The organism is Vibrio cortegadensis, from assembly GCF_024347395.1.
Taxonomy (GTDB): domain Bacteria; phylum Pseudomonadota; class Gammaproteobacteria; order Enterobacterales; family Vibrionaceae; genus Vibrio; species Vibrio cortegadensis.
Genome location: NZ_AP025472.1, coordinates 1,805,859 through 1,830,724 on the forward strand (window position 1 = coordinate 1,805,859; position 24,866 = coordinate 1,830,724).

General features: G+C 42.3%; 23 protein-coding genes. 9 read left to right on the forward strand and 14 right to left on the reverse strand.

Annotated elements, in window-relative coordinates; translation table 11 throughout:
* Positions 1-12: 12 nt before the first annotated feature.
* The 3 genes from OCV39_RS08545 to OCV39_RS08555 all read right to left on the reverse strand — a co-directional run bounded on the left by OCV39_RS08545 (position 13) and on the right by OCV39_RS08555 (position 2,642).
* Positions 13-564: a TRAP transporter small permease subunit gene (locus OCV39_RS08545; protein WP_261888290.1), complete on the reverse strand. Its 552-nt coding sequence runs from the start codon at positions 562-564 to the stop codon at positions 13-15.
* A gap of 219 nt (positions 565-783) precedes the next feature.
* Entirely contained in the window at positions 784-1,881 is a 1,098-nt protein-coding gene (locus OCV39_RS08550) for a TRAP transporter substrate-binding protein (protein WP_017053953.1), read from the reverse strand.
* Positions 1,882-2,273: 392 nt separating this feature from the next.
* Positions 2,274-2,642 carry a hypothetical protein gene (locus OCV39_RS08555; protein ID WP_017053954.1) on the reverse strand — a complete coding sequence of 123 codons (369 nt, stop codon included), beginning with the start codon at positions 2,640-2,642 and terminating at the stop codon, positions 2,274-2,276.
* 287 nt (positions 2,643-2,929) lie between these two features.
* On the opposite strand from OCV39_RS08555, the gene OCV39_RS08560 reads away from it, so the two are divergent.
* Positions 2,930-3,658, forward strand: coding sequence for a DUF2982 domain-containing protein (locus OCV39_RS08560; RefSeq protein ID WP_390903215.1), 729 nt, complete (start codon positions 2,930-2,932; stop codon positions 3,656-3,658).
* Between the two features lie 42 nt (positions 3,659-3,700).
* On the opposite strand, the gene OCV39_RS08565 is transcribed toward OCV39_RS08560, so the two are convergent.
* From OCV39_RS08565 to OCV39_RS08580, 4 genes are all read right to left on the reverse strand, one after another.
* The gene (locus tag OCV39_RS08565) at positions 3,701-4,354 is read right to left on the reverse strand and encodes an MBL fold metallo-hydrolase (RefSeq protein ID WP_017053956.1); all 654 of its coding nucleotides are present in this window, start codon (positions 4,352-4,354) and stop codon (positions 3,701-3,703) included.
* A 64-nt stretch (positions 4,355-4,418) separates the two neighbouring features.
* Positions 4,419-4,967, reverse strand: coding sequence for a DUF882 domain-containing protein (locus OCV39_RS08570; RefSeq protein WP_017053957.1), 549 nt, complete (start codon positions 4,965-4,967; stop codon positions 4,419-4,421).
* Positions 4,968-5,140: 173 nt separating this feature from the next.
* Positions 5,141-6,709 (reverse strand): L,D-transpeptidase family protein, encoded by a 1,569-nt coding sequence (locus tag OCV39_RS08575; RefSeq protein WP_261888291.1) that lies wholly within the window; start codon positions 6,707-6,709, stop codon positions 5,141-5,143.
* A gap of 165 nt (positions 6,710-6,874) precedes the next feature.
* A complete protein-coding gene (locus OCV39_RS08580; RefSeq protein ID WP_113797281.1) occupies positions 6,875-8,236 on the reverse strand; it encodes an MATE family efflux transporter in 1,362 nt (453 codons plus the stop codon).
* A gap of 99 nt (positions 8,237-8,335) precedes the next feature.
* Between OCV39_RS08580 and OCV39_RS08585 the strand changes: the two genes are divergently transcribed.
* The 5 genes from OCV39_RS08585 (at position 8,336) to OCV39_RS08605 (ending at position 14,732) form a co-directional block, all read left to right on the forward strand.
* The gene (locus OCV39_RS08585) at positions 8,336-9,283 is read left to right on the forward strand and encodes a LysR family transcriptional regulator (protein WP_113797283.1); all 948 of its coding nucleotides are present in this window, start codon (positions 8,336-8,338) and stop codon (positions 9,281-9,283) included.
* Between the two features lie 200 nt (positions 9,284-9,483).
* Complete coding sequence (locus OCV39_RS08590; RefSeq protein WP_261888292.1) at positions 9,484-10,914, forward strand: ATP-binding protein; 1,431 nt, start codon at positions 9,484-9,486, stop codon at positions 10,912-10,914.
* Entirely contained in the window at positions 10,892-11,542 is a 651-nt protein-coding gene (locus OCV39_RS08595) for a response regulator transcription factor (RefSeq protein WP_171756460.1), read from the forward strand. Before OCV39_RS08590 ends, OCV39_RS08595 begins: the two co-directional genes overlap by 23 nt.
* Positions 11,539-12,378 (forward strand): DUF2861 family protein, encoded by an 840-nt coding sequence (locus OCV39_RS08600; protein ID WP_261888293.1) that lies wholly within the window; start codon positions 11,539-11,541, stop codon positions 12,376-12,378. The genes OCV39_RS08595 and OCV39_RS08600 overlap by 4 nt, the downstream gene beginning before the upstream one ends.
* Before the next feature lie 89 nt (positions 12,379-12,467).
* Positions 12,468-14,732, forward strand: coding sequence for a glycoside hydrolase (locus tag OCV39_RS08605; RefSeq protein WP_261888294.1), 2,265 nt, complete (start codon positions 12,468-12,470; stop codon positions 14,730-14,732).
* 93 nt (positions 14,733-14,825) lie between these two features.
* Here the strand turns inward: OCV39_RS08605 and OCV39_RS08610 are convergent, their stop codons facing one another.
* The 5 genes from OCV39_RS08610 to OCV39_RS08630 all read right to left on the reverse strand — a co-directional run bounded on the left by OCV39_RS08610 (position 14,826) and on the right by OCV39_RS08630 (position 17,343).
* Complete coding sequence (locus OCV39_RS08610) at positions 14,826-15,248, reverse strand: VOC family protein (protein WP_261888295.1); 423 nt, start codon at positions 15,246-15,248, stop codon at positions 14,826-14,828.
* A 129-nt stretch (positions 15,249-15,377) separates the two neighbouring features.
* Entirely contained in the window at positions 15,378-15,731 is a 354-nt protein-coding gene (locus OCV39_RS08615) for a tRNA-binding protein (protein WP_017051413.1), read from the reverse strand.
* Positions 15,732-15,780: 49 nt separating this feature from the next.
* The gene (locus tag OCV39_RS08620) at positions 15,781-16,182 is read right to left on the reverse strand and encodes a putative signal transducing protein (RefSeq protein WP_113797294.1); all 402 of its coding nucleotides are present in this window, start codon (positions 16,180-16,182) and stop codon (positions 15,781-15,783) included.
* A gap of 45 nt (positions 16,183-16,227) precedes the next feature.
* Positions 16,228-16,791 carry a sugar O-acetyltransferase gene (locus OCV39_RS08625; RefSeq protein WP_261888296.1) on the reverse strand — a complete coding sequence of 188 codons (564 nt, stop codon included), beginning with the start codon at positions 16,789-16,791 and terminating at the stop codon, positions 16,228-16,230.
* A 48-nt stretch (positions 16,792-16,839) separates the two neighbouring features.
* Positions 16,840-17,343, reverse strand: a complete 504-nt coding sequence (locus tag OCV39_RS08630) for a hypothetical protein (protein WP_261888297.1) — start codon at positions 17,341-17,343, stop codon at positions 16,840-16,842.
* Positions 17,344-17,571: 228 nt separating this feature from the next.
* On the opposite strand from OCV39_RS08630, the gene trxB reads away from it, so the two are divergent.
* From trxB to cydC, 3 genes are all read left to right on the forward strand, one after another.
* On the forward strand, positions 17,572-18,531 hold the full coding sequence (trxB, locus tag OCV39_RS08635; RefSeq protein ID WP_171756454.1) for a thioredoxin-disulfide reductase: 960 nt from the start codon (positions 17,572-17,574) through the stop codon (positions 18,529-18,531).
* A 112-nt stretch (positions 18,532-18,643) separates the two neighbouring features.
* Positions 18,644-20,428 carry a heme ABC transporter permease/ATP-binding protein CydD gene (cydD, locus tag OCV39_RS08640; RefSeq protein WP_261888298.1) on the forward strand — a complete coding sequence of 595 codons (1,785 nt, stop codon included), beginning with the start codon at positions 18,644-18,646 and terminating at the stop codon, positions 20,426-20,428.
* On the forward strand, positions 20,421-22,142 hold the full coding sequence (gene cydC, locus OCV39_RS08645) for a heme ABC transporter ATP-binding protein/permease CydC (protein WP_261888299.1): 1,722 nt from the start codon (positions 20,421-20,423) through the stop codon (positions 22,140-22,142). The genes cydD and cydC overlap by 8 nt, the downstream gene beginning before the upstream one ends.
* 142 nt (positions 22,143-22,284) lie before the next feature.
* Here cydC and serC read toward each other — a convergent pair whose 3' ends face one another.
* Complete coding sequence (gene serC / locus OCV39_RS08650; protein WP_017054526.1) at positions 22,285-23,382, reverse strand: 3-phosphoserine/phosphohydroxythreonine transaminase; 1,098 nt, start codon at positions 23,380-23,382, stop codon at positions 22,285-22,287.
* A 129-nt stretch (positions 23,383-23,511) separates the two neighbouring features.
* Positions 23,512-24,786 carry a DUF945 family protein gene (locus tag OCV39_RS08655; RefSeq protein ID WP_261888300.1) on the reverse strand — a complete coding sequence of 425 codons (1,275 nt, stop codon included), beginning with the start codon at positions 24,784-24,786 and terminating at the stop codon, positions 23,512-23,514.
* Positions 24,787-24,866 lie beyond the last annotated feature (80 nt).

Here is a 24,866-nt window from a genome sequence, read left to right on the forward strand (position 1 = left end):
CTTGTAATTCCTTTACTTTGAGTCAACAGATTGAGCATGAATGAGGTGCGGATTCACGATCTTGTTAATTGAATGCAGAAGCAGTCCAATGCCACTTAGCGCCATCAAGAAGAATGACAATGGGATCATGGCTTTTATTATCCAGCGGTATGGCAGCCCACCAGGATCACCTGAAGTCTCTCCTAGTGAGTAGCTCTCTTTGGCAAAATCAACACCGTACCAAGCCACCAGCAGGCAAAACGGAAATAGGAAGATGATGGTACCTAAAACATCGATGATCGCTTGTGCTTTAAATGACAAACGCTCATAAAAAACATCTACGCGAACATGGCCGCCAGATTTAATCGCGTATGGCACCCCAAGTAAGAAGACAGCCGAAAACAGATGCCACTCCATCTCTTGAAATCCAATCGACACGTCATTGAATACGTAGCGCATTACGACGTCGTACACGACATTCGCAAGTAGTAAAATGAATAGAATGCTGGATAACCATCCGAGGAAATCTCCGATCCGGTTAAACAATCTCTCAATATAAATCAGGTTTCTCATATCCGACTCCATGGAACTGCATGACTAGGCTCTAACTTATATTTACGTGCTTATATTCAAGTACTGATACTCAGAGCAAACTGGCCAAAATTCATCGCGCCAGTGAGACTATATAAACCAATATAAAAGCGATCACGGTTCAAGCGGCATTCGCCAATGTAAAAGGGTTCTTGGGCTTTTGCGGTGTAGGAAACCCCTACACCGACGATTTAGAAATGATTCAGCGGGCTCTTATTGTTGAGCTTGGCTGTTTAAATATGCGCGATGAGATATGTTTGACCATGGTCGAACTTGGTTGATGTAATCAGCCTGAGACGCTTGAATCTCTTTCGCTAAAGCATCTTTTGCTGCGTGCTCTGCCAATAAGCGTCCATTAGCCTCACGTAGAGCTGCCATTACCTCATCTGGGAAGTTTTTAACCTGAACGTTTGGATATTCAGATTGAATCGACGCCCAGTTTTTACCACTTTCGTGTTTAGACTGAGTGTACATATCGTAAGCGGCGGTCTTCATTGCTATTTTCAATATAGCTTTCAAATCATCCGGAAGCTTTTTCCATGTGCGCTCATTTACTAAGAACTGCAACTCAGTTCCCGGCTCATGCCAACCTGTGTAGTAGTAAGGAGCAATTTTGTGAAAGCCCATTCGTAAATCCAGAGATGGCCCCACCCACTCTAATGCATCAATCGTACGACGCTCTAGAGAGGTATATAACTCTCCAGGGGCAATATTCGTAGGCTTAGCCCCTAACTCGGCAAGGATTTCACCAGCAAACCCAGGGATGCGCATTTTAAGACCTTTCAAATCATCAACACTGTTGATCTCTTTTTGAAACCAGCCGCCCATTTGGGTATCTGTATTACCACCTGGGAATGAAAGCAGTTTATGTTTTGAATACACTTTCTCCATCAACTCCATGCCACCACCGTAGTAGAACCATGCGTACTGCTCTGTCGGTAACATACCAAAAGGCATCGAAGTAAAGTACAGCGTATTAGGCACCTTCCCTTTCCAATAGTAAGACGCGGAATGCCCCATGTCGTATTGACCAGATTTCACCATATCGAACACACCAAGAGGTGCTTTATGTTTGTTTGATGAATCGATGCGGATCTGTAAACGACCATTCGACATCTCTTCAGCCATTTTAGCCATGTTTTTTGTGGCATCGCCAAAAATTGGAAAGTTCGGTCCCCATGTTTCTGCAAGTTTCAAACGATAAACTTTATCAGCAGCAGAGGCTGTCGTTGAGACTAACGCAGCACATGTAGCAGCAATAACAACACCACTGGTAATGGCTCGCTTAATAGATTTCTTTATCAAACTCATTCTTACGTCCTTGGTTAGGTTTCTTACACTCATACCTCAGAGTGTCTTCGTGCACCTTTACAATGGAATAGAAAATCAAAATAAAAAATCAGCGAGACCACTCAGTAAAACCAGCTTACATCTAGGTATTAGACAATAGTATTAAGTATAAATACGTAGGACATAATCAAGGTATGAGATATAAGTCTAAAATATCATTGAGTTAGAAAAGCCAAATATACAGCTCGATGTGAATAGCACTTAAGTATTTACTTGCATTCAATTGTTGAGGTTATTTTACTAAGTTGTGACAGAGGTAATTTTATAGCCGTAATTTGGAAGGGAAGTAAATATGTTGCATAAAAAAACCCCGATAGACGGGGTTTAAAACTTATGCAGAGCAGAGAGTAAAATTAAACTGCTTTGTAGATAACTTTGTTACCTGCAAGTTGCTCTTTAGCGACTAAGTTTTCTTCTAGAAGTTTTTTCAATGCACCTGTTGCCCAAGAACCCGCTTTTGCTTCTTCTTGGCCAGCCGCTAGACCGATACTTTTAGGGTTGATACCATCAGCATTGCTTACAACAATATCTAGAACTTGTTGCTGCTTAGGAGTTAGTGCAACGTCAACTTTTTTAGTTACTACTGCTGCTACTTTTTTCTCTACTGCTGGCTTTACCGCTACAGGCTTTGCTGTTTTAGGCGCAGTTGCTAAGTTTGCCACTGTCGCTTTAATGCGTTTTTGCAGTTTAGCCTGCACTTTACGCTTATGAGCAAGTCTCATTGAATGTTTCTCCAGTTCACTGCCATAACGCAGTGGTGAAAATTTGAAGCGCGATTTATACCAAAATTTGGAAACGATTTGTAGGGTCAAGCAACGAAAGACGACGAAAAATGCGTACTTTGCGCAGAAGCGTCTATTATTTATACTACAAGGCCACCGTTATCAGCAATGCATACTGGATGTAAAAACATGCCTTATTTGTAAGCCGTATAAATATGACATAGGGTGAATGATGCAAACTCTACAATTAAGTAATCATAATTTTAATCTTGAATCTTGAATCTTCCATGGCTAAACTTATTGGAGGGATTATCTTTGTCATCGTTTTCTTTTTAATCGGCTTATCGACCGGCTGGCAACAAACACTGTTAACTCTCGCCGTTATGTTGGGTATTTTAGGCTTCAGTTACCTAGTTATCGCGAAAAGCAGAGTCGCCTATACCCTTACCTCCACTCACTTCCAGCAACACCTTTACAAAGGGGGCTGGGTGGTAAAATGGACTAATATCGAAAAAATCGGTGTATGTTCTCATCACGTTGATGGCTGGCACCAACCTCTTCCATGGGTTGGGATAAAACTGAAACACTACTCCCCCTACCTCAATAGTATCTGCCCTCGAGTGGCAAGTGACATTCTGCTCACTCAACGTGCGCTTCTCTACTTGGGCGCTCGCCAAAACCTAAGGGATCAACAAAACCGCATGGCACGTCAAAATAGTCAATTAAAGTCAAACTCTAGAAAGGAGGCGAAACGTAAGTTCATTGAATTTGAAGATATCGTGTTAGATTCCAGCCCCTACAAAAATAGCCACGGTGAGGTTTATTCGGGGTTACTCGGAATGTTGGCGAACAGGATGAAATACCAACGTAACTACTATGATTACGATGTTTTCATTGCGGTTGCGGATTTAGATAGAGATGCAGATGAGTTTGTAGGCTTGGCTCGTCGATATTTGGCTGCAGCAAGCGCTGAAGAAGATCCCACCGTTTTTAATAGCCATTTAGAAACCGAATAAAAAAGGAGACTCAATGGCCTCCTTTCTAAATATTTACCCTGATTAATAAATAGGCATCTCATCTGCCACATATGGATTTGACACTCGTTCACGACCAAATGTGGATTCCGGTCCATGTCCCGGAACAAATTTCACCTCATTACCTAGCGGCCACAATTTTGTCTTGATCGAATTAATCAAGGTTGCGTGATCGCCTTGTGGGAAATCGGTACGACCAATACTGCCATTAAATAGAACGTCTCCAACAAAAGCCGTTTTTGCAGAATCACTGAATAGCACGACATGACCTGGGGTATGACCCGGTGTGTGCAAAATATCAATGCTTTCATTACCAAACTTCACTACATCACCATCATTTAGCCAGTGATGTGGTTCAAACGCTTCTGTTAACGGGAAACCAAACATTTGACTCTGATTTTCTAAGCCTTGCAGCCAGAAATTATCCGCTTTATGTGGGCCGATGATCTCCACTTTTAAAATATCCGCAAGTGGCTCAGTTCCGCCGACATGATCTAGATGACCGTGCGTAAGTACAATATTGACGACTTTAACGCCTAACTCTTCAATCAAAACTGCGAGCTGCTTAACATCACCACCGGGATCGACAACAATACCTTCCATTGTTTCATCACACCAAACAATAGAACAATTTTGAGAAAACGAAGTTACAGGAACAACTTGGTACTTTAACGACATATAAAACCTTTCCAATACACGATACTGCGGGAACTATGACATTAGAATTTTACTTTGACAAGGGTTACCACGCCCGTGAAGGCCCTGTATCAATATGAACAAAATTACTCTTTGGGTAATAGCCAACGCCACCCGCTTTCAGTGTCATTGCCGCTTCTCTAACGTGGCTCAGTTTCACACCATCCAAACGGAAATCTAACGCCTGACCTAACATATGGAAACTTTTCTTAGCCACTCCGCTTGATTTTGAACGCAATGCTTCATTTGTGGCTGGCGAACGGTAGCCAGAGATGATCTGCACCTCAGCTTGTGTACCCAGTAACGTTTGAATTTGATTGATCTGTTCGAAAAGATTCTTATCCATCGCAAAAACTTCATTCCTACGGAAATCACGACAAATATGATTCAAACGACCGAGCTCCGACGCCACATAATCTTGACCATTGAAGTAACATGATTCTAATGACTCACCAGTATGTAGGTTATTCATAGCTATAGTTCGTGGTTTATCAGGATAAGAAGCCTGAGCTAATCGTGGTGCTAAAGAGGCAACAACGAGCCCGCTACCCGCTAAGCGAATAAACTCTCGACGAGAAAATAAAGATTGAGACATACTGAAATTTGTACCGCGTATTAATGGAAACACGGACATTACAGAAAGGAATTTTTAGCGTCAAACGTAAAAAATGACCGATTCAGCCAAGTTTCAACGGTTTTTAACGCTTAATTATTGAACAGAATGGAAAAATTCATTGCTTACTGCAATTGTCATTTTTTAGTCAATCATCACCCTTTTGTCGCTGCAACCTCATCATAGTGATAGATGTCATCACGGTAATGAGTCTGGCCGCCCTCGAACCACACCGTTTGATAGATGATATGCACTGGAATGCGACGTTTTAACCGAATGGAGGTATTGGCAGGTTCTTCAGTGCTCACCAATAATTCTTGACTCGGCACACCTTGGGTTTCTAATAAGAGGGAGGCAAACTTATCGGCATGCTCCACCCTGATACAACCTGAACTGAATGCTCTTACTTCACTGTTAAACAGATTTTTACTGGGAGTATCGTGAAGATAAATCGCTCGCTTATTTGGCGTATTAAACTTGTATAAGCCTAAGGCATTACGATCACCCGATAGCTGCCTCATTCTGTATGGAAATGCATTTGGGTTAACCGTCGCCCAATCTATCTCCGCAGGGTCAATCTCGACGTGTGAATTCCAGCCTTCGATGATCTGAAAATTGTTTCGCACTAAATATTCTGGATCTCTTTTCACTTTAGGAATAATGTCTTTCACCATGATTTTCCATGGCACATTCCAAGTGGGGTTCATTATGACGGAATCAAGCTTTGCTTCCATTAATGGTGTTTTACGCGACTTTCTTCCAACCACAACTTTGGATTCAAAAACTTCTTGCCCTTGATACCAGTAGCTCATATTAAAATCTGGGACATTCACCATAATGATCGACTCTCGGTTTTTAGGCCACATCCGAGATCTCTCAGCATTAATGGCCAATAACTGAATTCGCTCTTTGGGGCTTAAATTCAGCCATTTCAAAGTTTTAGAGCCAATAATCCCATCCGCCTTTAAACCATGCATGTGTTGGAAAAGCTTAACCACCTTAACTAAGGACCGATCAAATTGATTTGTCGATTCATCCACCATCGTCAAGTCGAGTCCAACAATGGCTAAGCGGTCGAGTAAAATGCTGCGATCAACCAGAATATCACCTTCTCGCTTCAAGCCTATTTGGTAATAACTCGGCACATCATTGCCCAATTGGCTTTCTAAATGCTGATAAGAGGATAAAAAAAGCGAATATTCTTCAATAGGTGGCGCTAAATTCGCTATAAATTCAGGCAATTGTGCCGACTTTACTGCATGAATCAGCGAAGACATACTACCTGTGGAGGGCGGTAGTAAAGAAGAGGAGACTTTCGAATCAAAAAACCATAGCTTTCCGTTTTCTCGCGCATTTTGACTATAGCTAAGATAGAGAATCAAGGTATCTGTGGCTAATAAATCATATTCAAACCAACGGCCTTGGCTTTTGTAATATCGTAAATAACGCAATTGATGAGAAAAAAGAGAACTGATTTTGGCGCGATCAATCAAGTCCAATTGAAATTCAAATTGGCTGACTGTCTCTTCATTATACCAAACCAACATATCATTATTTTGTCGGTAGATATCATCTACGAGTTCAGGAAACTCCAATACTGAAGAGATATTCGAACTCGGCTCTATCCATCTCATATTTTCAAATCGTTCAAGCGTCACACTTACACCAGAACTAACATTTGAAAATAAGGCGCAAAACATCAGCAGTACTATTTTGAATTTCATGTTTGCCCCTACCTTGCTCGCCATTTCTTTAGTATGGCAAAGAAATGACAAGCTGATAGGAGATTTATTTCATCAAGAGATTTGAATGATCAAATTCATCCTTTAGAACTAGTTCTCAACCTCCGATCAATCGCCTCAGATATACATTCATATGAATAAGTGCATTTAACTTGTGGCCATACCTAGATCAGACTCATCCCCTTTTGATTTTAAGATCATCATTAGCTGAAACAATAAAAGCACGCCTGTTGCCGCAAGACCAATTCCAATGCCACCCCAAATACCTGCCAAGCCATAATCGCGCATGAGTAACCATGCAGCAGGAAGACCAAACACCCAATAGCCCACAGCGGTTAACGCCGTCGGCATCAATACGATCTTCATCCCACGTAATAAATTAATCGCTAATAACTGCCATGCATCCGCAACAAAACATAACGCGACAACCCAGAGAAGCGACGACAACATCAAGGTTAAATCAGAGTCGCCACTAGCAGTTGGATCATTCAATTGGAAGAACCCAGCAATCACGCCAGGCCATGCCATAAACACTGCCGCTATAATTGCGCTCAGTACCGACACAATCACGAAACTTTTTTTAACCGTTTCTTTTATACCTTGATGATTCCCCGCACCAAAGTCCTTTCCAACAAGAATGGAGGCCGCTTGCGAGAAACCAAAGTTAATACTCCATGTAAAGCTTAAGCATTGTAAAAGGATTTGATGTAATGCTAACGATGCAACACTAATGACGCCCGCCATTAAGGTGCCACCATAAATTAATCCGTGTTCTAGCAAGCCCGCAATAGCGATAGGCATCCCCATCACCAAAAGTGGATTCATCAGCTTAAGCGAGTACTCATCTAAATTGAGCCAAGGCGCAAAACGATAGTAAGTTGAGCGTCTAAATACCCAGAAAGAGTAACCGATTAACACAAACAGAGCCGATAACGAAGTGCCTGCACCAAGCCCTGAAATCCCCCAATCCAATTTGAAAGCCAATAAATAGCTCAATGGCACATTCAACAATACGGTGACAATGGACATCACTAATACTGAGCGAGCATCACCAAACGTACTGGTTAACCCCCTTAATACAAGAAGTAATAAGGTTGGTAGCATTGCCCACTTCAGCGTTCCTAAATAGACCATAGCAATACTAATCACATCTTGAGTTTGACTTGCTTGGCGTAGTAAATCTGGTACAAATACGAAACTGGCATTGAGAACTAATGTCAGCAGCACCGATAACATCACCGCACCTTTGATTGCGTAGCGTATCTGCTGAAATCCAAATTCAGGTCGAGCGACACTTTGACCGTAAGCGATAGCAATTAGATTTGCGACACAACCAACAATACACCCAGCAATAATAAACACAAACGAGTACACCGATGCACCTAACCCACCAGCAGCAAGATCAGCGACGCTCAATCTAGACATCATCCATACGTCGGTTAACACTAACGCCATACCGATGAGCTGAGAGAAAATTAAAGGAAGAGCTAAAGATAAGATTTTTTTCATAAATGCCTCTGATAATTGTTGCCAAAATATCGAGTTAGCGTCTGGTGTTCAATTTACATTTATGCGATTCTGGTATTCATTAAACTCATGCGAGAAATTATGACGCCATATCCCAACCTGCCCTATTCACATAAAAGCCTCAAAGTCTTTGAAGCGGTTGCAAGACTGACCAGTTTCACGTTGGCGGCAAAAGAGCTTCATGTCACGCAAAGTGCTGTGAGTCGGCAGATAAAATTGTTAGAAGATGAAGCAAAAGTCTCTCTGATTGTTCGTCGTCATCGATCGATTGAGTTGACGCTACAAGGGCGTGAGTTACAGGTTTTACTTGAAAAGCACTACCAATCTTTAGAGTCCTTGATTGCTTCATGGCAACATAACAAGCAGAAGAAAATCGTCATTAAAGCGGCTTTAAGTTATGCCACTCGTTCACTGATCCCTAAAATTCAGCGACTCAATGAAAAGTACCCAGACCATGAAATCGTCATTATTCCTTCAATGGAAGAAGATGAGAGCCTTGAGTCCACCGACTATGATCTCCTCATATTCAATACTCGCGTAGGAAATCGATATAAGAACCGTGTCGATATTCAGTATCTGCGAGAAGAGTATATGGCTCCCGTTTGCGCTCAAAACCTCACCACAACGCAAAATGACATTAATGCCATCACAACAATGCCTAGACTGCACCCGACTCTGGACCATCAAGATTGGAAATCATGGCTAAAAAAGTCTGGGCATAACGATACTCGTAAAGTTCGAAATACCACTTTCTTTACGCTTGATCTTGCGTTGAGTGCATGTTTATCAGGGCAAGGTGTTACCGTTACAGATTTGCTACTCGTCCTGCCTGAATTAGAGCGCGAATATTTGATTTGCCCTGAGCACGTTCAAGTACAACACAGTGCTTGGCAATACTTTTGTTATTCCCGATCTCAGTCTTCGATTGTTGATGATCTGGTGGAATGGATTAAAGCGGAAACTGAAGAAGAGCTAAACAGACTTAACCGACTAGCAAATAAGTATGGTTGGAATAAATCATTTAAGTAACACGTTATCTTCGAATTCAATTCATCGACTAGTCAGTAGATCATCACAAGTCGTGAATCTATGATTTGTTGACAAAGAGGTTACAAACCTAGTCAAAAAGCGTTTAAAATTCGTAATTCTTGAATCCCTAATTGCCTTAAGCCTGTGATGGCTTTTAGTAAGTAATCTATCCTTTAGATAACCGTCAATAAGAGAGACTCATGCGCTGGAGCATTTTCGCCCTTGGTTTTACACTTTTATTCCCTATGACGGTTTACGCTCAAACTGTGCAGGAAAAGTGGCAAAAATTTTATCAGCAGAACTGGCAATCTTCTCCTTTGGCCATATCTCAACAGCAGTTAAGCCAATACTCTCCCGATCTGCTGGTTGATCAATCACGCTATCCCAACTTTGAATCCTTCAGCTGGCAAGATATCGAGCTACTGGCATCTATCAAAACCGATTGTTCAACCAAGGAATATGCCAATAAACGCTTAGCGGATGCGGTTGAATTTGAATTAGCACTGTGTGAAGGGCGAACACTACACTCTGATTGGTTCTCCACCCACACTGTTTTACACCCTGCGGGACAAAGCTTTGCCGATCGTTATCTTCAGCATATCGGCAATAATAAAGCGACGAATCAACACAAACCGATCGTAGACAAAACGATCAGAAATTACCTCAGTATTGTCAATCCGCAACACCCTCTCCATGAAACCTTACAAGCGCTATCGTCACAAGGACGAGAAGCTCTACTCAACGGTTATCGAGCATGGCTTGAAGGCGACACTTTATGGCTAAATGGGGAGCAAGGATGGAAGCAAGTGACATACCATCATTGGCAGTCTATCGCTGATAAAATGAAGATCACCCTAAAAGGCGATAGCTGTACGATCCGCTATAGCAATTTATGTATAAATGAACGCTCGTACTCTCAATCATCGCTAGTTATTTTATCATCAGTACTGATCATATTCATCGTGCTCATCGTTATCCGCAGCAGCTATTTAAAGCACAGGCAGCGCAAAGAAAAACGTTTCATTTTACAACTGCTGACTCATGAATTACGAACTCCCATTACTAGCTTGGGGTTAACCGTTGAGATGTTTCGTAACGATTTCGATAACCTTACTGAATCGAGCCAAGGTGCGGTATGGCGGCTAATGTCCGACTACCAGAGGCTATCTCAACTCACCGAGAACAGTAATGTTTATTTAGGTGGAGATAAGTCACAACAGCTATTAAAGCAAAATGCATCCGTTGAAGAATGGCTTCACCATGTATGCGACAAACATGATATTTCATTTGAGCTTAACCAAGATATTGAATTAGTTCTTCCCTACTATTGGCTATCCATCTGTATAGAAAACTTGATTAAAAATGCCAAACAACACGGCAAAGGAGAAGTTTTGGTCACAGTAGAGATAGCCGATACGTTAATCATCGAAGTACAAGACCAAGGTGAGTTCCCCTCACCTATTCACTTATTTTTGTCTCGCTTGAAGCCAAAACACAATGACAAAAACATGAAAATTGGGCTCAATATTGTGGAGCACTTGATCAAAAAAGTAGACGGTAAGCTCACGATTCTACGTCACCCTACCCGCTGTATATTGGAGATACCGTATGAATACCATTCTACTGATTGAAGATGATGAACTCCTAGGGCAAGGTCTGGTCAACTTATTCAAATCCAATGGGTATGGTTGTCTCTGGGCTAAACAATCGAGTGGCGTAGAGGCTTTATGGTTTCGCGCCGATCTCATCATTCTTGATCGACAATTAAGTGATGGTGATAGCCTGCAACATCTCTCAAATTGGCTATTACTTAAAGCGTTACCGGTGATTATTTTGACCGCAAAAGTGGATGTCGAACAACGAGTAGAAGGGCTAATGGCAGGCGCGAAAGATTACATGACGAAACCTTTCTCAAACGAAGAGTTAATGGCAAGAGTCATTTCTCAACTCCGCCCACTTGGCACTTGTCAGCTTTATTACTCGAATATCGAACTGCAACTCGCTGAGCGTATTGCGCTCTATAATGAAACACCAGTGACACTGAAACCGAAAGAGTTTCAATTACTTGTTCTCTTCATTCAAAATCAAGGACGTGTTTTTCACCGCGATGAACTGTTAAATAAAATTTGGGGCTACCAAGCGTTCCCAAGTACTCGAACGGTTGATAACCATATTCTTCGACTGCGCCAAAAACTACCAACATTAAACATTGAGACTCATCGTGGTGTGGGTTACCGCTTACTTGAGGTAGAAAAATGAGAATCAAACCACTAGGCTGTTTTATTTTCGGGTTAACACTTCCCTTCTCGTCTCAAGCGGCGTGGTTCAGTGATACCCCATTACAGCATACTTACCAAGCGATGATTGATGGACAGCCTAAACTGGCATGGGAAGAGTTAAAAATAGCCGTTAGCCAACATTCACTCAGCAGCCAATATTGGTTACCAGTAAAAAATGAGATTATCGCTCAAACTGAGTGCGGTAAAGGTTTGGATGATACTCGCTTACTAATTTCAAACCTTAAAATCAGTTTCATCCGCCGCTTTGGTTTGGCTTCACAAGGCTATCAGATCAATATATCGACAGAAAAAAGTCACGGAGAACAAAACGTTTCCCTACTATCTCCTACTGGACAAACCTTAATTAGCGGGCATTTTTCAGATCTAACAGAGTATCAAGAGTTCGAAACAAAGGAGATACTGGTAACACCATCATCTGGTGTCTATATCCTAAAGGTAGACCAAGACACTTATCCTATCGTCGCTTCCCTTGGTCGCAATACTCGTTGGCTTAAAGTCGAAAATGCACTCGGAAAACAGACACTCTCTTTATCCTCTCCTGAGAATATAGCGGGCTGCCCGAGAACAAACGCAAATTGGCAATGGTTTGACAGGCAGTACAACATGCTTGGAAACAAAATCCCGATCAGCAGTAATAATGCAGAACTACCAACAATAAGCCCCTTTCCATCTCAAGCTCATCATTTAAGTGCCGCAGTGGAGCTCATCGAATATCAAGGTCGATTACAAATCTCATATATCCAGAGAGTTGCACTTCCGTTTAAGAGTAATCTGGCGAAACCGACATCAAACTAGATTCAACTGCTTGATAGAGACAAATAGGTGACAAAGCATTGATCGAAGTTCGCTGTAATAGGCTCTACCTTTTTTAACAGAGCCTAAATATGTTATTCAAAAATAGAAACCATATCCTCACTTTAGCCTTGCTCTTATTTTCCGTAGGGGCAAATGCAGCGGGTGTGACACTGCAGTCTCAAAGCAATCAAATCAGTATTGACCCACAAAATTTTTCGATTAAATGGAATGATTCCATCGTTAATACATCGGCACTGAAAGTTAACGATCTGCCTCAAAAAATGACCGAAATCCAGTCTAAGTCCGCCAATAGCGCGAGTTGGACACTGCAACCAAGCCGTATTCAAGTAAAAACTCAACTCAAGAATGATGCACTCATCGTTAATTTCATCGCCCCTTCTCATCCAACAATTGAACGGAATTCACCTCTGATACTTAAGTGGTTTGATCTTGCCGAATCACAAAGCGACACTTTATTCCTACCATTCAGTGAAGGCATGCGAATTCCTATTAACAACAAAGTCTGGGCGACCTATTTACAGAATAATTACTCCGGTTCCAATACGACCCAAGAACTTAAAATGCCATTTTGGACAGTTCAGCAAAAAGATACTTACATAAGCTATCAACTGGTTGAAGCCACCAATAATCAACTCGATTTCTCAAGTACAAAAAACCGCATTGATATGACTGCGACCCACAGTTTCACTGCGTTGAATCAATCGCGTTCTTTTACTTTGCGTATTACCCTTGGAGATAACTGGCTTGATGGTGCGAAAAGTTATCGTCAGTGGCGAATTGGTCATGATCTTGCGGATCCTCTGGTTCAAAAAATCCAGCGTAATGCTAATGTCGAAAAACTCATTGGAGCAAGTCAGGTTTACCTGTTTGGAGTACATCCGCTGAGCACTTTGGATGTCACAGACTGGTGGGGATTAAAAGATTGGTATTTTCAGCGTTCTAATCTCAACGTCACCAATGAAGCTCAAGTAGAACTCAGCACACTATCCAAAAATAAAGACTGGTTTAGTCAATATCACAAACAGTTACTGATTGATTCAATTAGCACATCGTTACGCAATAAATTTAATGTGCCGAATCCAACTCTTGCAGATAACACCATTGCCGCTCAGTACAAGGCTGCGCAGCAAAGAGTGGATTGGCTTAAGAACAACGCCTCTGAATTTCTAACGCCTCCAGATACTTGGGGACAAGCACTCTCGACTACTATGCTCAATAACTTAAGGAAAGCTGGTTTAGAAAAGCTTTGGTTAGGGTTTGATAATTGGATGCCCGCTTTTTACCAACCTAATGTTATTGATGCTGCAAAACGCTTCGGCTATTTGGTCGCGACTTACGATTCATACAATACAGCAATACCAAGCGGCCTTAATGACGGTTGGTTAACGGCCAGATTGCCAGAGCCGATGAGAAAAGCATGCGCGATTGAATTAGCAGACGGCAAAAAGAAAAAAGGGTTTAGAGGCAATGGCTATTACCTGAATCCAAACTGTCACTTGAACTACGTAAAGCAGCGTGTGCTCGATATCGTAAAATACGGACATTTTAACAGTCTATTTATTGATGTAGATGCCACCGCAATGGCAAGGGAAGATTACAGTAATAATAGCAGTGAATCGGACATGCTTACTGCGTTCAACAAAAGAATGGATTGGATATCAAACCAAGATCAAATCGTTTTAGGATCCGAAGATGGCAACAGCCTAACAACCAGTGGCATCGCCTTTGCGCATGGACTTGAATCTGTCGGTTTTGGGTGGATGGATAATGATATGAAGAAAAACCGTCAATCCCCCTATTTTTTAGGGCGCTGGTATCCCGACCATAAACCCGAATTTTTCTTTAAACCAGCCAAGGTGAAAGAGCCATACAAGTCGCTTCTGTTTGCACCTCAATTCAGGATTCCTCTGTATCAAACAGTTTTTCATGATGAAGTTGTGAATAGCCACCATTGGCACTCAGGTAGCTTAAAATTTACGGATGTAAAAGCGTACCGGGACTTAACTGCAATGCTTTATAACACGCCAGCTATGGTGCATCTTACTAGAGATGAAGCAGTTTCAAGCTTAAGCCCTAGAATCGTCGCGCTAAAGCATTATCAAGATGGGTTTAAACCGATTCATGAACACCTTTGGGATAACAAACTCATCGGTTTCACTTGGCTTAATAAGAGCGGTACAGTCCAACAAACCACGTTCGATGATGGAAGTACAATAATCGCTAACTTCTCAAGCGAAATTTTTGGAGATAAGGATACGCGAGTCCGACCGTTCTCAATTAGAGCAAAATTAAGCAGCGGGAAAGTCGTTTTGTGGCAATCTAAATATCTATAAACGTGCTTTAAAACGGAGATAAGATCCCTATCCAACGTTAGCTAAACTGGATAGGGACAAATACAGGAAAAATGGTTACTTCAATTGAATTCGTTAACCCATTCTTTTTGCCATTGGATGAGAATCGCTGAGTTGCAGTAGATCCCATTGGTTTCCATAGAGATCTTTAAAAACGGCAACGGTGCCGTAATCTTGCTCAACTGGCGGACGAACAAATTCAATGCCATCTTCCACCATTCTTTTATAATCACGCCAAAAATCATCTGTGCTTAGAAAGAGGAAAACTCGCCCGCCAGATTGATTACCAATAAAATCGTGCTGTTCAGGCTTTGACGCTTTTGCTAACAATAGTGTAACGCCATTTGAACCAGGAGGAGAAACGACAACCCAACGCTTATCTTGTTCAGGTTGATAGGTATCTTCAATCAGCTCGAACTTGAGTTTGTTCACGTAAAAGTCGATCGCTTCATCGTAATCGTTAACCACCAGAGCAATATGTACAATGGCTTGTTTCATAAGTTTATCCTTGATTTTACGTAATTAACTGTCATGTCTTTTTGAGCTAAGATAAGTGTCAATCACGGTTTGGATACGTGAATAATTAACACTGAGAAGCTTTAAATTATAGCGTTAAACGAACGATGCCTAACCAGCACGGCTACCATTGGGCACTTCACGCTCAGGCATGGCCAAACAAGGGTTAATTTTATCTTCATAACCGATATCAAATAGCATGCCCTGTGATAGCTCTCCCGCCATTTTCCGTTCAGGAAGGTTAACAACGAACAGAGCCTGTTTACCTTCAATCTCTTGAGGATTTTCTCTTTCCTGTTTAATACCAGAAAGTATAGAACGTGTATGATCACCGAAATCAACGGTAAGCTTCATTAGTTTGTCTGATTTTTCCACCTCAGATACTTGAGTAATGGTTCCTACTCTAATATCCAATTTCGCGAAATCATCAAATGTAATCAGTTCTTTGATTGGTGCTGGAGTCATATCTATTCCTTTTTATTGAGACGGCTCAAACACATATTTTAACCTTTAGTTATAACTTTTCTATGAACTCACCACAGTTTTGGCATCGATAGCCATGCTTATAGAAGAACAGTGGGAAACCTAACAAAATAAAGACCAAAAAAGCGGGTCTTTTGCCTTTGGTATATGGAACTAAGTCATGGCTGCCACACTGTGTACAAGCGTCCGCACTTCTTTCGACTTCAGATGAGTTATCGACGGCGTCAGAGAAATCGGTATTTAAAATGCTCCTCGCTTCATCAACACTCTTTTCATCCACCAACAATCGAACACCACCAATAGCATTTGAATACAACCACTGCGTATTGACAGTGTGCTCATCGGCTATGTAGCTCTCAATACCTGAAGCTTCGAGGCTGGCTCTTGCGATTTGAGCCTCATGGGGAAATGAAAAACGTGCAACGACTATCATTGCGAACCTCTATTTATGGATACATGACAAGTGAACAACGTGGGATCATTTCTTCAATTTGATATCTTTCAATACTCGCGCAGGGTTCCCACCAATAACGACATTACTTGCAAAGCTTTTTGTCACTACAGCACCTGAAGCAACGACAACATTATCCCCTAATGTGACGCCCGGGTTAATCGTCGCATGGCCACCGATCCAGCAGTTATGTCCAATGGTGATTGGCTTTGCAAACTCTTTACCGCTTATTCGCTCTAGCGGATCAATTGGATGGCAAGCCGTATAAATACCAACCTGAGGACCAATCATGCAGTTGTCACCAATGTTAACTTCCGCACAATCAAGGATCACGCAGCCAAAGTTCACATAAAAGTTTTCGCCGACATGGATGTTTTTTCCATAGTCACAATTGAAATGTGGTTCAATATTAATCTCACTACCCGTATTTCCAAATAGCGTTTTAAGCAGTGCCTCTCTTTCTGCTTTTTGGTCTTGATTGGTCGCATTATATTCGCCAATCACTTTTCTTGCATGAGCGCGCATCTGTGACAGTGTTTCATCACTTGGGTCATACATCTCACCCGCTATCATCTTCTCTAATTCGCTCATTTCACTTCTTATCCGTCAATGTTTAAACTTTACGACAAACCATTAAAACTAAAACCGTCTTGAATCATATGCCCAGTGCAGCAGAGCTTGCCTCTGCTTCCGACGGCAACCATGATCAAAAGGTTCGCAATTTTTCTTAATCGCCCCTATATGTCGTCTAAATGCACGCCACCTTTTAATTTGGCGCTCATCTTCACTCTCTATGCGACGTCCCATGAAGTAGCGACAATACCATTGAAACCAACCTCTTGGATCTTCAGAATAGATCCACCCCTTTCGATTCCACTCAGCTAAAGGTTGAGAGGCATCCACAGAGAAATAGTTCAATGAAATATCTTTAAATTCAGGACTGATTTTGGCATTGGTAAACCAATCCTCGGGGAACTCATCTTGGCAATCTGTCATATACTTGCCACCAAAGACTCCGAGTTCGAGCATCTCTTTGGGGGTGAGTTCCGGAGAGAAATCAAACTGAAAATTTTCACCAATACCTTCAGACAAGAAATAGGAATAGTTCGCTTGCATTTTATCGTTAACGAATACTTGCTTCATTTCACTGCTCCAGTGCAAAAGTCGTTCATTTAATTGGTTTTACTTGATCTGTTAAACGTTCCTCAAACTTTACAGAAGCATAAACCATTCTGAACCAAAGCAAAAACAATCTAACCTATAACCAATAATTCCGTTTTACACCTTGTTTACACTTTTATTACCCCCATATTTTCCATACAATCCTTATCACTATATTTATTCAAGCTATCTGCTGATTTCGGAGTCCTAATGAGCGACGTAAAGCATTGTAATTTATTAATTCTTGGTTCAGGCCCTGCTGGCTATACGGCAGCGGTTTATGCGGCACGTGCAAACCTGCAACCAGTGATGATCACGGGCATGCAGCAAGGTGGCCAACTAACAACCACAACAGAAGTTGAAAACTGGCCTGGCGATCCTGAAGGACTAACCGGCCCTGCGCTAATGGAACGCATGAAAGAGCACGCTGAGCGCTTCGAAACTGAAATTGTGTTTGATCACATCAACGAAGTCGATCTGAGTTCTCGCCCTTACCGTCTTAAAGGCGATTCAGCAGAATATACCTGTGATGCGCTAATTATTTCGACTGGGGCTTCTGCTAAATATTTAGGTTTAGAATCTGAAGAAGCATTCAAAGGTCGTGGCGTTTCCGCTTGTGCAACTTGTGATGGTTTCTTCTACCGCAACCAAAAAGTCGCGGTTGTCGGTGGTGGTAACACGGCCGTTGAAGAGGCACTTTACCTCTCTAATATTGCGTCTGAAGTTCACCTTATTCACCGCCGCGATACTTTCCGCGCTGAAAAAATCCTGATTAAGCGCTTAATGGATAAAGTAGAAAGCGGTAACATCATTCTTCATACCGACCGTGTGCTTGAAGAAGTTCTCGGTGATGATATGGGTGTGACTGGCGTACGCGTGAAAGATACTCAATCTGACGCGACTCAAGATATTGATGTAATGGGCGCGTTTATTGCCATAGGCCACCAGCCAAACACCGCTATTTTCAAAGGCCAATTAGAGATGAAAGATGACTACATCATCGTGAACTCAGGTCTGAATGGAAATGCGACCCAAACCAGTATTGAAGGTGTTTTTGCTGCCGGTGATGTTATGGATCATAACTACCGCCAAGCGATCACTTCAGCCGGAACGGGTTGCATGGCGGCACTAGATGCAGAGCGATTCCTTGACGGATTAAATGATAAATAACTTATTTTTCATTTTTGTCGTAAAACCCTAAAGCCCAGTGGTATATCCACTGGGCTTTTCTTTGTATACTACCTCGCTATAACTTCATAATAATTATCATTAAGCCTTCTAAATGGATAAGAAAAAGCAACGCGACTTGAATAAGTGGCTCAAGCAACAGAGTAAGTTAGCCAAACGCTGGCTTATGATTGCCGTGGGCCTTGGCGTAGTATCAAGCGTGTTTTTATTGGCTCAAGCCGCTCTACTCGCCTCCATACTTCAACAACTGATTATCGACCACACAGATAAATATGAGTTACTGCCTCACTTTGCAGGGTTAGCGCTGATGATAGCGCTGCGTGCTGCTTGTTCTTGGGGACGAGAAATTGCCGGGTTTAAATGTGGAGAAGAGATCCGCGTTTATATCAGGCAGCTCATACTCGATAAACTCAGGGAACTTGGACCAGCCTATATTAAAGGAAAGCCAGCGGGAACGTGGGCAACACTGCTGCTGGAACAAGTTGAAGATATGCAAGATTTCTTCGCCCGCTATTTGCCGCAAATGTCGCTCTCGGTGCTCATCCCGTTCGTGATCTTAATTGTCGTGTTCCCTGTTAACTGGGCAGCAGGATTAATTTTTCTGATTACTGCCCCATTGGTGCCTCTTTTCATGGCATTAGTTGGAATGAAAGCAGCCGATGCAAACCGTAAGAATTTTAAAGCCTTGCAACGTCTGTCTGGTCATTTCTATGACCGATTACAATCGATGACGACGATTCGTCTGTTCAACCGGACTCATGCAGAAACTGAAGTTCTTAAAGGGGCATCTGAAGTATTCCGTACTCGTACAATGGACGTTTTGAAGATTGCATTCTTATCTTCTGCCGTTCTAGAGTTTTTCACTTCTATCTCGATTGCTATTACTGCCGTCTACTTTGGCTTTAGCTACATTGGTGAATTGAATTTCGGCCATTATGGTGCAGGCGTTACCCTATTCGCTGGCTTATTTATCCTGATCCTTGCGCCTGAATTTTACCAACCACTACGCGACCTAGGCACGTTTTATCACGCCAAAGCACAAGCAGTTGGTGCGGCTGAAAGTATTGTTGAGTTCCTAGAAACAGATATTACGAAGATCCAATCAGGTAATACCCTACTCGCTCAACCAGAGAAAATAGAGATTGTTGCTCACGATCTAAAAGTGGTTAGCCCGGAAGGCATTCAACTGGTCGGCCCGATATCCTTCACTCTTGCATCTAACCAATCCGCCGCGCTGGTCGGCCCAAGTGGTGCGGGTAAAACGAGTTTGATCAATGCGATTCTCGGTTTCATGCCTTATGAAGGTAGCCTGAAAGTGAATGGCGTTGAAATGAAAGAACTCGACCTAACCCATTGGCGCAAACAGATTAGTTGGATTGGACAGAACCCATTGTTACTCCACGGGACAATTCGTGACAACGTAACCCTAGGTAAGCATAATATCTCTGACTCAGACGTTCATGCCGTGATTGAAAATGCCTTCGCTGCCGAATTTGTCAATCAACATGGTTTAGATTACCCAATATCCGATCGTTCAGGTGGGTTATCGGTAGGACAAGCCCAGCGGATCGCCTTAGCAAGAGCAATGCTACAAAATGGATCATTCTGGTTACTGGATGAACCTACTGCGAGTTTAGATGCTCGTAGTGAGCAGTTAGTGATGCAGGGTATAGAGAAATACACGGAATCGACCACATCTCTCATGGTTACTCACCAGTTAGAACCTTTGCGCAGCGTTAATCAGATTCTAGTGATGCAAAAAGGTCAAGTTGTTCAATCTGGCAGCTATCAAGAACTGCAACAACAAGACGGACTGTTTGCCGAGATGCTAAGTGCAAACCTCGCTCAACATAATGATAAGGGGAATTTAGATGCGTGATTTACTCCCATATCTAAAGCTGTATAAAAAGCATTGGTTTGGTCTCTCGCTAGGTATGTTGCTTGGGTTTGCAACTCTGTTCGCCTCTATTGGCCTGCTAACCCTTTCTGGTTGGTTTATCTCCGCCTCGGCGATTGCAGGGTTAACCATCGCCAGAGAAACATTTAACTATATGCTGCCCGGCGGTGGCGTTCGTGGTTTTGCCATGGGTCGAACTGCTGGACGTTGGGGTGAGCGTGTTGTCAGCCATAACGCGACCTTCAAACTACTGACTGATCTGCGCATTTTCTTTTTTCAAAAGCTTGCACCATTAATTCCCGGCCGAGTTTCCAACCTGCGAGACGCTGACCTTCTAAACCGATTGGTTGCAGATGTTGATGCGATGGATCATGTTTATCTGCGCTTAATCAGCCCTGTTACTATTGGTGTTGTGGGCATTGCTTGTTTGACAGCATTTTTGTGCTGGTTTGATATAACTCTTGGTCTTACTTTAGGTGCAATCTTAGCTATTGCTCTTATCTTATGGCCGATATTGTTCTATAAATTAGGCAAACAGAATGGGGCGGAACTGACACAAAATAAAGCTGACCTACGTATTACCGCCTTAGATTGGTTACAAGGCTACAGTGAGTTGACTCTATTTGGAGCAGAAGAGCGCTACAGACAGGCGATCACTTTGGCTCAAACGAAGTTGATTAAAAATCAGTTTGTAAATGCGAACTTAAGTGGCCTTGCGACCGCTTTATTAATGCTAGTTAATGGTTGGGCTCTGGTTCTTATGCTTTGGCTTGCAGCGGATGGTGTCGGTGGTAATCAACCCGATCCTCTTATCGCACTGATGGCATTTGCGACTATGGCAAGTTTCGAGCTGTTAATGCCAATCGCAGGTGCATTTCAGCATTTAGGTCAAACTCTCACTTCTGCTCGTCGATTAAATGACGTTATTCTTGCAAAGCCAGATGTTCAATTTTCAGAACAAGAAATTAAGCACTCAGGACACTACGGTATTCATTTCAATAATGTCACTTTTGCGTACCCAGACAGCGACAAAAATGTCCTAAATAGTGTCGAGCTCTCCATACCTGCAGGTCACAAGGTCGCGATTGTAGGACAAACAGGTTCTGGTAAATCGACTCTGCTTCAACTGCTTACCCGTTACTGGGACCCGCAGCAAGGTGCAATCAGTATTGCTGACCAAGCGCTGACTCAATGGAGTGAAGGTCAACTGCGAGAAGCAATAAGCGTTGTAAGCCAGCGAGTTGACATACTCAACGGCAGCTTGAGAGACAACCTCATCATGGCATCACCGGATGCAACAGATGAACAATTAGCAACTGTACTTAACAGCGTGGGGCTAGAATCACTTAATGAAGGTCTAGGTTTAGAGGCTTGGTTAGGTGACGGTGGTAGACAACTTTCTGGTGGTGAAAAACGCCGTATTGGTATTGCGCGAGCACTGTTACATGATGCGCCGATCATTCTTTTGGATGAGCCAACAGAAGGGCTAGATAAACAAACTGAGAAAAACATTATGCAGCTGTTTAAGCAGCATTTTGCCAACAAAACCGTACTGTTTATTACCCACCGCCTAGTCGAACTCGATAGCATGGATTCGATATGTTTAATTGAGCATGGTCAGATCGTGGAACACGGACATCACCAGTCATTAATTGAGCAAAAAGGTCGTTATTACCAACTTTGCCAGACGCTATAGGCTTGGATTTATAAATAAATCGGTTACAAACAAAGAAACCCACTAAGAAGTTAACTTTTTAGTGGGTTTCTTGTATAAGCAGAGCTGTTATTTCGAAAGCGACATACAAAACAACTGACGAAGGCAGCTTTTTCCTAATCAGTTAATCAGCATATTCACTTTCAAACGATGCCATGAAATCGACTAAGGCTTTAACGCCTTCAAGCGGCATTGCGTTATAAATCGAAGCTCGCATACCACCAACCGCTCGGTGACCTTTCAGAGCTTGTAGCCCTGAAGCTTCTGCTAACTCAAGAAACTTGCTATCAAGTTCAGGTTTAAGCAGTTGGAAGGGCACATTCATCAATGAACGATTGTCTGCATGAACATCATTCTTATAGAACGGTGATTGATCAATATAAGCATAAAGAAGTGCCGCTTTCTCACGGTTTACTTGTTCAATCGCTTTCACACCGCCCTGCTCTTTCAGCCATTTGAAAACCAGACCTGATAAATACCAAGCAAAGGTCGGCGGCGTGTTGTACATGGAATCTTTTTCAGCCAACACTTTGTAGTTCAAAATACTTGGTAGAGCTTGAGCAGCAAGATCTAACAGATCATCACGAACAATCACAATACACAGACCAGCAGGGCCGATATTTTTCTGCGCGCCTGCGTAAATAACACCATATTTTGAAACATCGATTTCGCGCGATAAAATCGTCGATGACATATCAGCCACGATCGGTTTATCAGTGACAGGCAAATCATTAATTTCAATGCCATCGATGGTTTCGTTTGGGCAGAAATGCACATAAGCCGCATCAGTTGCGACTGGCCATTCACTTGCAGGTAGAACGGCTACTTTGCCCTCTTTCTCTGTTTTGGCAACAAAGACATCTGGCTCACAATACTTGTTCGCTTCTGCTATAGCACTTTCAGCCCAATAGCCTGCATCGACATAAGTCGCCGTTTTCGACTGCCCTAGTAGATTCATTGGAACCGCAGCAAATTGTGCTCGAGCACCACCTTGGCAAAACAAAACTTTGTAATTGTCTGGAACATTCAACAAGTCACGCAGATCTTGTTCTGCCTCTTCAGCAACTTTAATAAAGGGTTTGCTGCGGTGGCTTATTTCCATCACAGACGTACCTAAGCCGCCCCAATTGATGAACTCCGCTTGTGCTTTCTGCATCACTGCTTTAGGTAACGCCGCTGGGCCTGCACTAAAGTTAAAAATATTGTCCGTAATCGGCTCCATGATTTTATTGCTCCTGCTCATTCTTGTTTTGTAGTGGTTAGTTAACAAATACCATGTTTTGCTTCACTTAAAAAGCAAGAAAAGAGGTCTTCAGACCTCTTTTCTTCACTAACTGCATGATTTATCAGTTTACTTCGCTGCTTGGCCCATTAATGCAGGCATTAGCAGCGCGAAAACTGGCACTTGCTGGCCATTTTCGAAAACTAAATTACCATCATTCAATTCCGCTTTAATTTCATACCCAGTATCCGTTTGAGTGATCATTTCCATCACGATCAATTCATCAATACCCTCTTGTATAAATGGATACTCAGTCACGAGTTCATTCGAAAAATACGTATTTAGATTACCAGTTAAAGCAGGAACTAAAGCGCCAGGATTTTGTGATACATTTTCAGTACCTTCAGGTACCGTCATTAACCACTGAGACTGAAATTCACCTTCTCCAAGCTTCAGTGACACTTTATTCATCGAAATATCAAAGCCTTTAGCAAAAAGCGTATCAACAGCAGGGAGCAACGCTTGAACGTCTTCTTCAGTCAACTCGGGGTTAGTCTGAATTAGCTCAAAAATTTTCTCAAATGAATGAATGTCCAATTTCGCCAATTCGAAATCAACACTTAAATCATTCACCACACCATCAACTGTCATCATTTTCGAGATATCTAAAAGCACTTTGCTGCTTAGGCGTTGCGTTTTATCATCAATAGATGACTCAAACTGATACGTCGAGTCATCCATGCTGAACATTGGCTGAGCGTTGTTAGCATTCACAACAAAAGTATCAATATTATACTGCTGAGTCCCTAACCAATATCCTTGAGCTTGCTTACCATCTCCGTCGCCTGATATGCCAGAGAGTGCCACTTGCTCGCCATTAGCAAAATTCAGCTGTATAGAGGGGATATCCAACTGATATGTCAACTGCCCCAGAACACTCGCACTTCCTGTAATTTCTGACTTTGCAACAGCGATAGAAACGGCACCTTCACCAGCGGTTTGGTGATTCCATGATTCTAAATCCAATGAAAATTCTGTATTACCATTAAGCTGTGTAGTGGTGGAAAGTGTAAGAGGCAGTTCTTCAAGTCCATCGATTGTTGATACTGCATTTAAGCTCACCAATCCATGCTCAACTTCACTCTTAACTAAAAATTCAGACGGTAACCCATCAGCTTCCAATTGCTCAATAAGCACAGGGTCGGTTACTTGGTAACGAGTTAAAACACGTGAAGAGAAGTAACTTCTATCATACTCAACCACTTCCGCTTGAATCGACGCTGAATTGAGGTGCTCGACCCCATCAGTGATAACATTTTTACCAATTTGACCAACCGCTAAAGGCCAACATAACGCTAACGAAATTGCACCGCCAACTGCAGCTATTTTTCTTAATTCTTTCATGGATTGTCTTCTAACCTTCTGAGTTTATGAATCCAGTCTATCCTATGTTTTCAAATGAGAAAACATTGAGTTACGTCACT

Coding starts and splice junctions, on each gene's coding strand:
- OCV39_RS08565 (WP_017053956.1), bottom strand. CDS start 4,354: ATGTCGTTAAAGTACCAAGTTGTTCCTGTAACTTCGTTTTCTCAAAAT.
- OCV39_RS08590 (WP_261888292.1), top strand. CDS start 9,484: ATGCGCTGGAGCATTTTCGCCCTTGGTTTTACACTTTTATTCCCTATG.
- OCV39_RS08655 (WP_261888300.1), bottom strand. CDS start 24,786: ATGAAAGAATTAAGAAAAATAGCTGCAGTTGGCGGTGCAATTTCGTTA.
- OCV39_RS08585 (WP_113797283.1), top strand. CDS start 8,336: ATGACGCCATATCCCAACCTGCCCTATTCACATAAAAGCCTCAAAGTC.
- cydC (WP_261888299.1), top strand. CDS start 20,421: ATGCGTGATTTACTCCCATATCTAAAGCTGTATAAAAAGCATTGGTTT.
- cydD (WP_261888298.1), top strand. CDS start 18,644: ATGGATAAGAAAAAGCAACGCGACTTGAATAAGTGGCTCAAGCAACAG.
- OCV39_RS08610 (WP_261888295.1), bottom strand. CDS start 15,248: ATGAAACAAGCCATTGTACATATTGCTCTGGTGGTTAACGATTACGAT.
- OCV39_RS08560 (WP_390903215.1), top strand. CDS start 2,930: ATGGCTAAACTTATTGGAGGGATTATCTTTGTCATCGTTTTCTTTTTA.
- OCV39_RS08580 (WP_113797281.1), bottom strand. CDS start 8,236: ATGAAAAAAATCTTATCTTTAGCTCTTCCTTTAATTTTCTCTCAGCTC.
- OCV39_RS08555 (WP_017053954.1), bottom strand. CDS start 2,642: ATGAGACTTGCTCATAAGCGTAAAGTGCAGGCTAAACTGCAAAAACGC.
- OCV39_RS08630 (WP_261888297.1), bottom strand. CDS start 17,343: ATGAAGCAAGTATTCGTTAACGATAAAATGCAAGCGAACTATTCCTAT.
- serC (WP_017054526.1), bottom strand. CDS start 23,382: ATGGAGCCGATTACGGACAATATTTTTAACTTTAGTGCAGGCCCAGCG.
- OCV39_RS08600 (WP_261888293.1), top strand. CDS start 11,539: ATGAGAATCAAACCACTAGGCTGTTTTATTTTCGGGTTAACACTTCCC.
- trxB (WP_171756454.1), top strand. CDS start 17,572: ATGAGCGACGTAAAGCATTGTAATTTATTAATTCTTGGTTCAGGCCCT.
- OCV39_RS08545 (WP_261888290.1), bottom strand. CDS start 564: ATGGAGTCGGATATGAGAAACCTGATTTATATTGAGAGATTGTTTAAC.
- OCV39_RS08575 (WP_261888291.1), bottom strand. CDS start 6,709: ATGAAATTCAAAATAGTACTGCTGATGTTTTGCGCCTTATTTTCAAAT.
- OCV39_RS08605 (WP_261888294.1), top strand. CDS start 12,468: ATGTTATTCAAAAATAGAAACCATATCCTCACTTTAGCCTTGCTCTTA.
- OCV39_RS08620 (WP_113797294.1), bottom strand. CDS start 16,182: ATGATAGTCGTTGCACGTTTTTCATTTCCCCATGAGGCTCAAATCGCA.
- OCV39_RS08595 (WP_171756460.1), top strand. CDS start 10,892: ATGAATACCATTCTACTGATTGAAGATGATGAACTCCTAGGGCAAGGT.
- OCV39_RS08625 (WP_261888296.1), bottom strand. CDS start 16,791: ATGAGCGAATTAGAGAAGATGATAGCGGGTGAGATGTATGACCCAAGT.
- OCV39_RS08570 (WP_017053957.1), bottom strand. CDS start 4,967: ATGTCTCAATCTTTATTTTCTCGTCGAGAGTTTATTCGCTTAGCGGGT.
- OCV39_RS08615 (WP_017051413.1), bottom strand. CDS start 15,731: ATGACTCCAGCACCAATCAAAGAACTGATTACATTTGATGATTTCGCG.
- OCV39_RS08550 (WP_017053953.1), bottom strand. CDS start 1,881: ATGAGTTTGATAAAGAAATCTATTAAGCGAGCCATTACCAGTGGTGTT.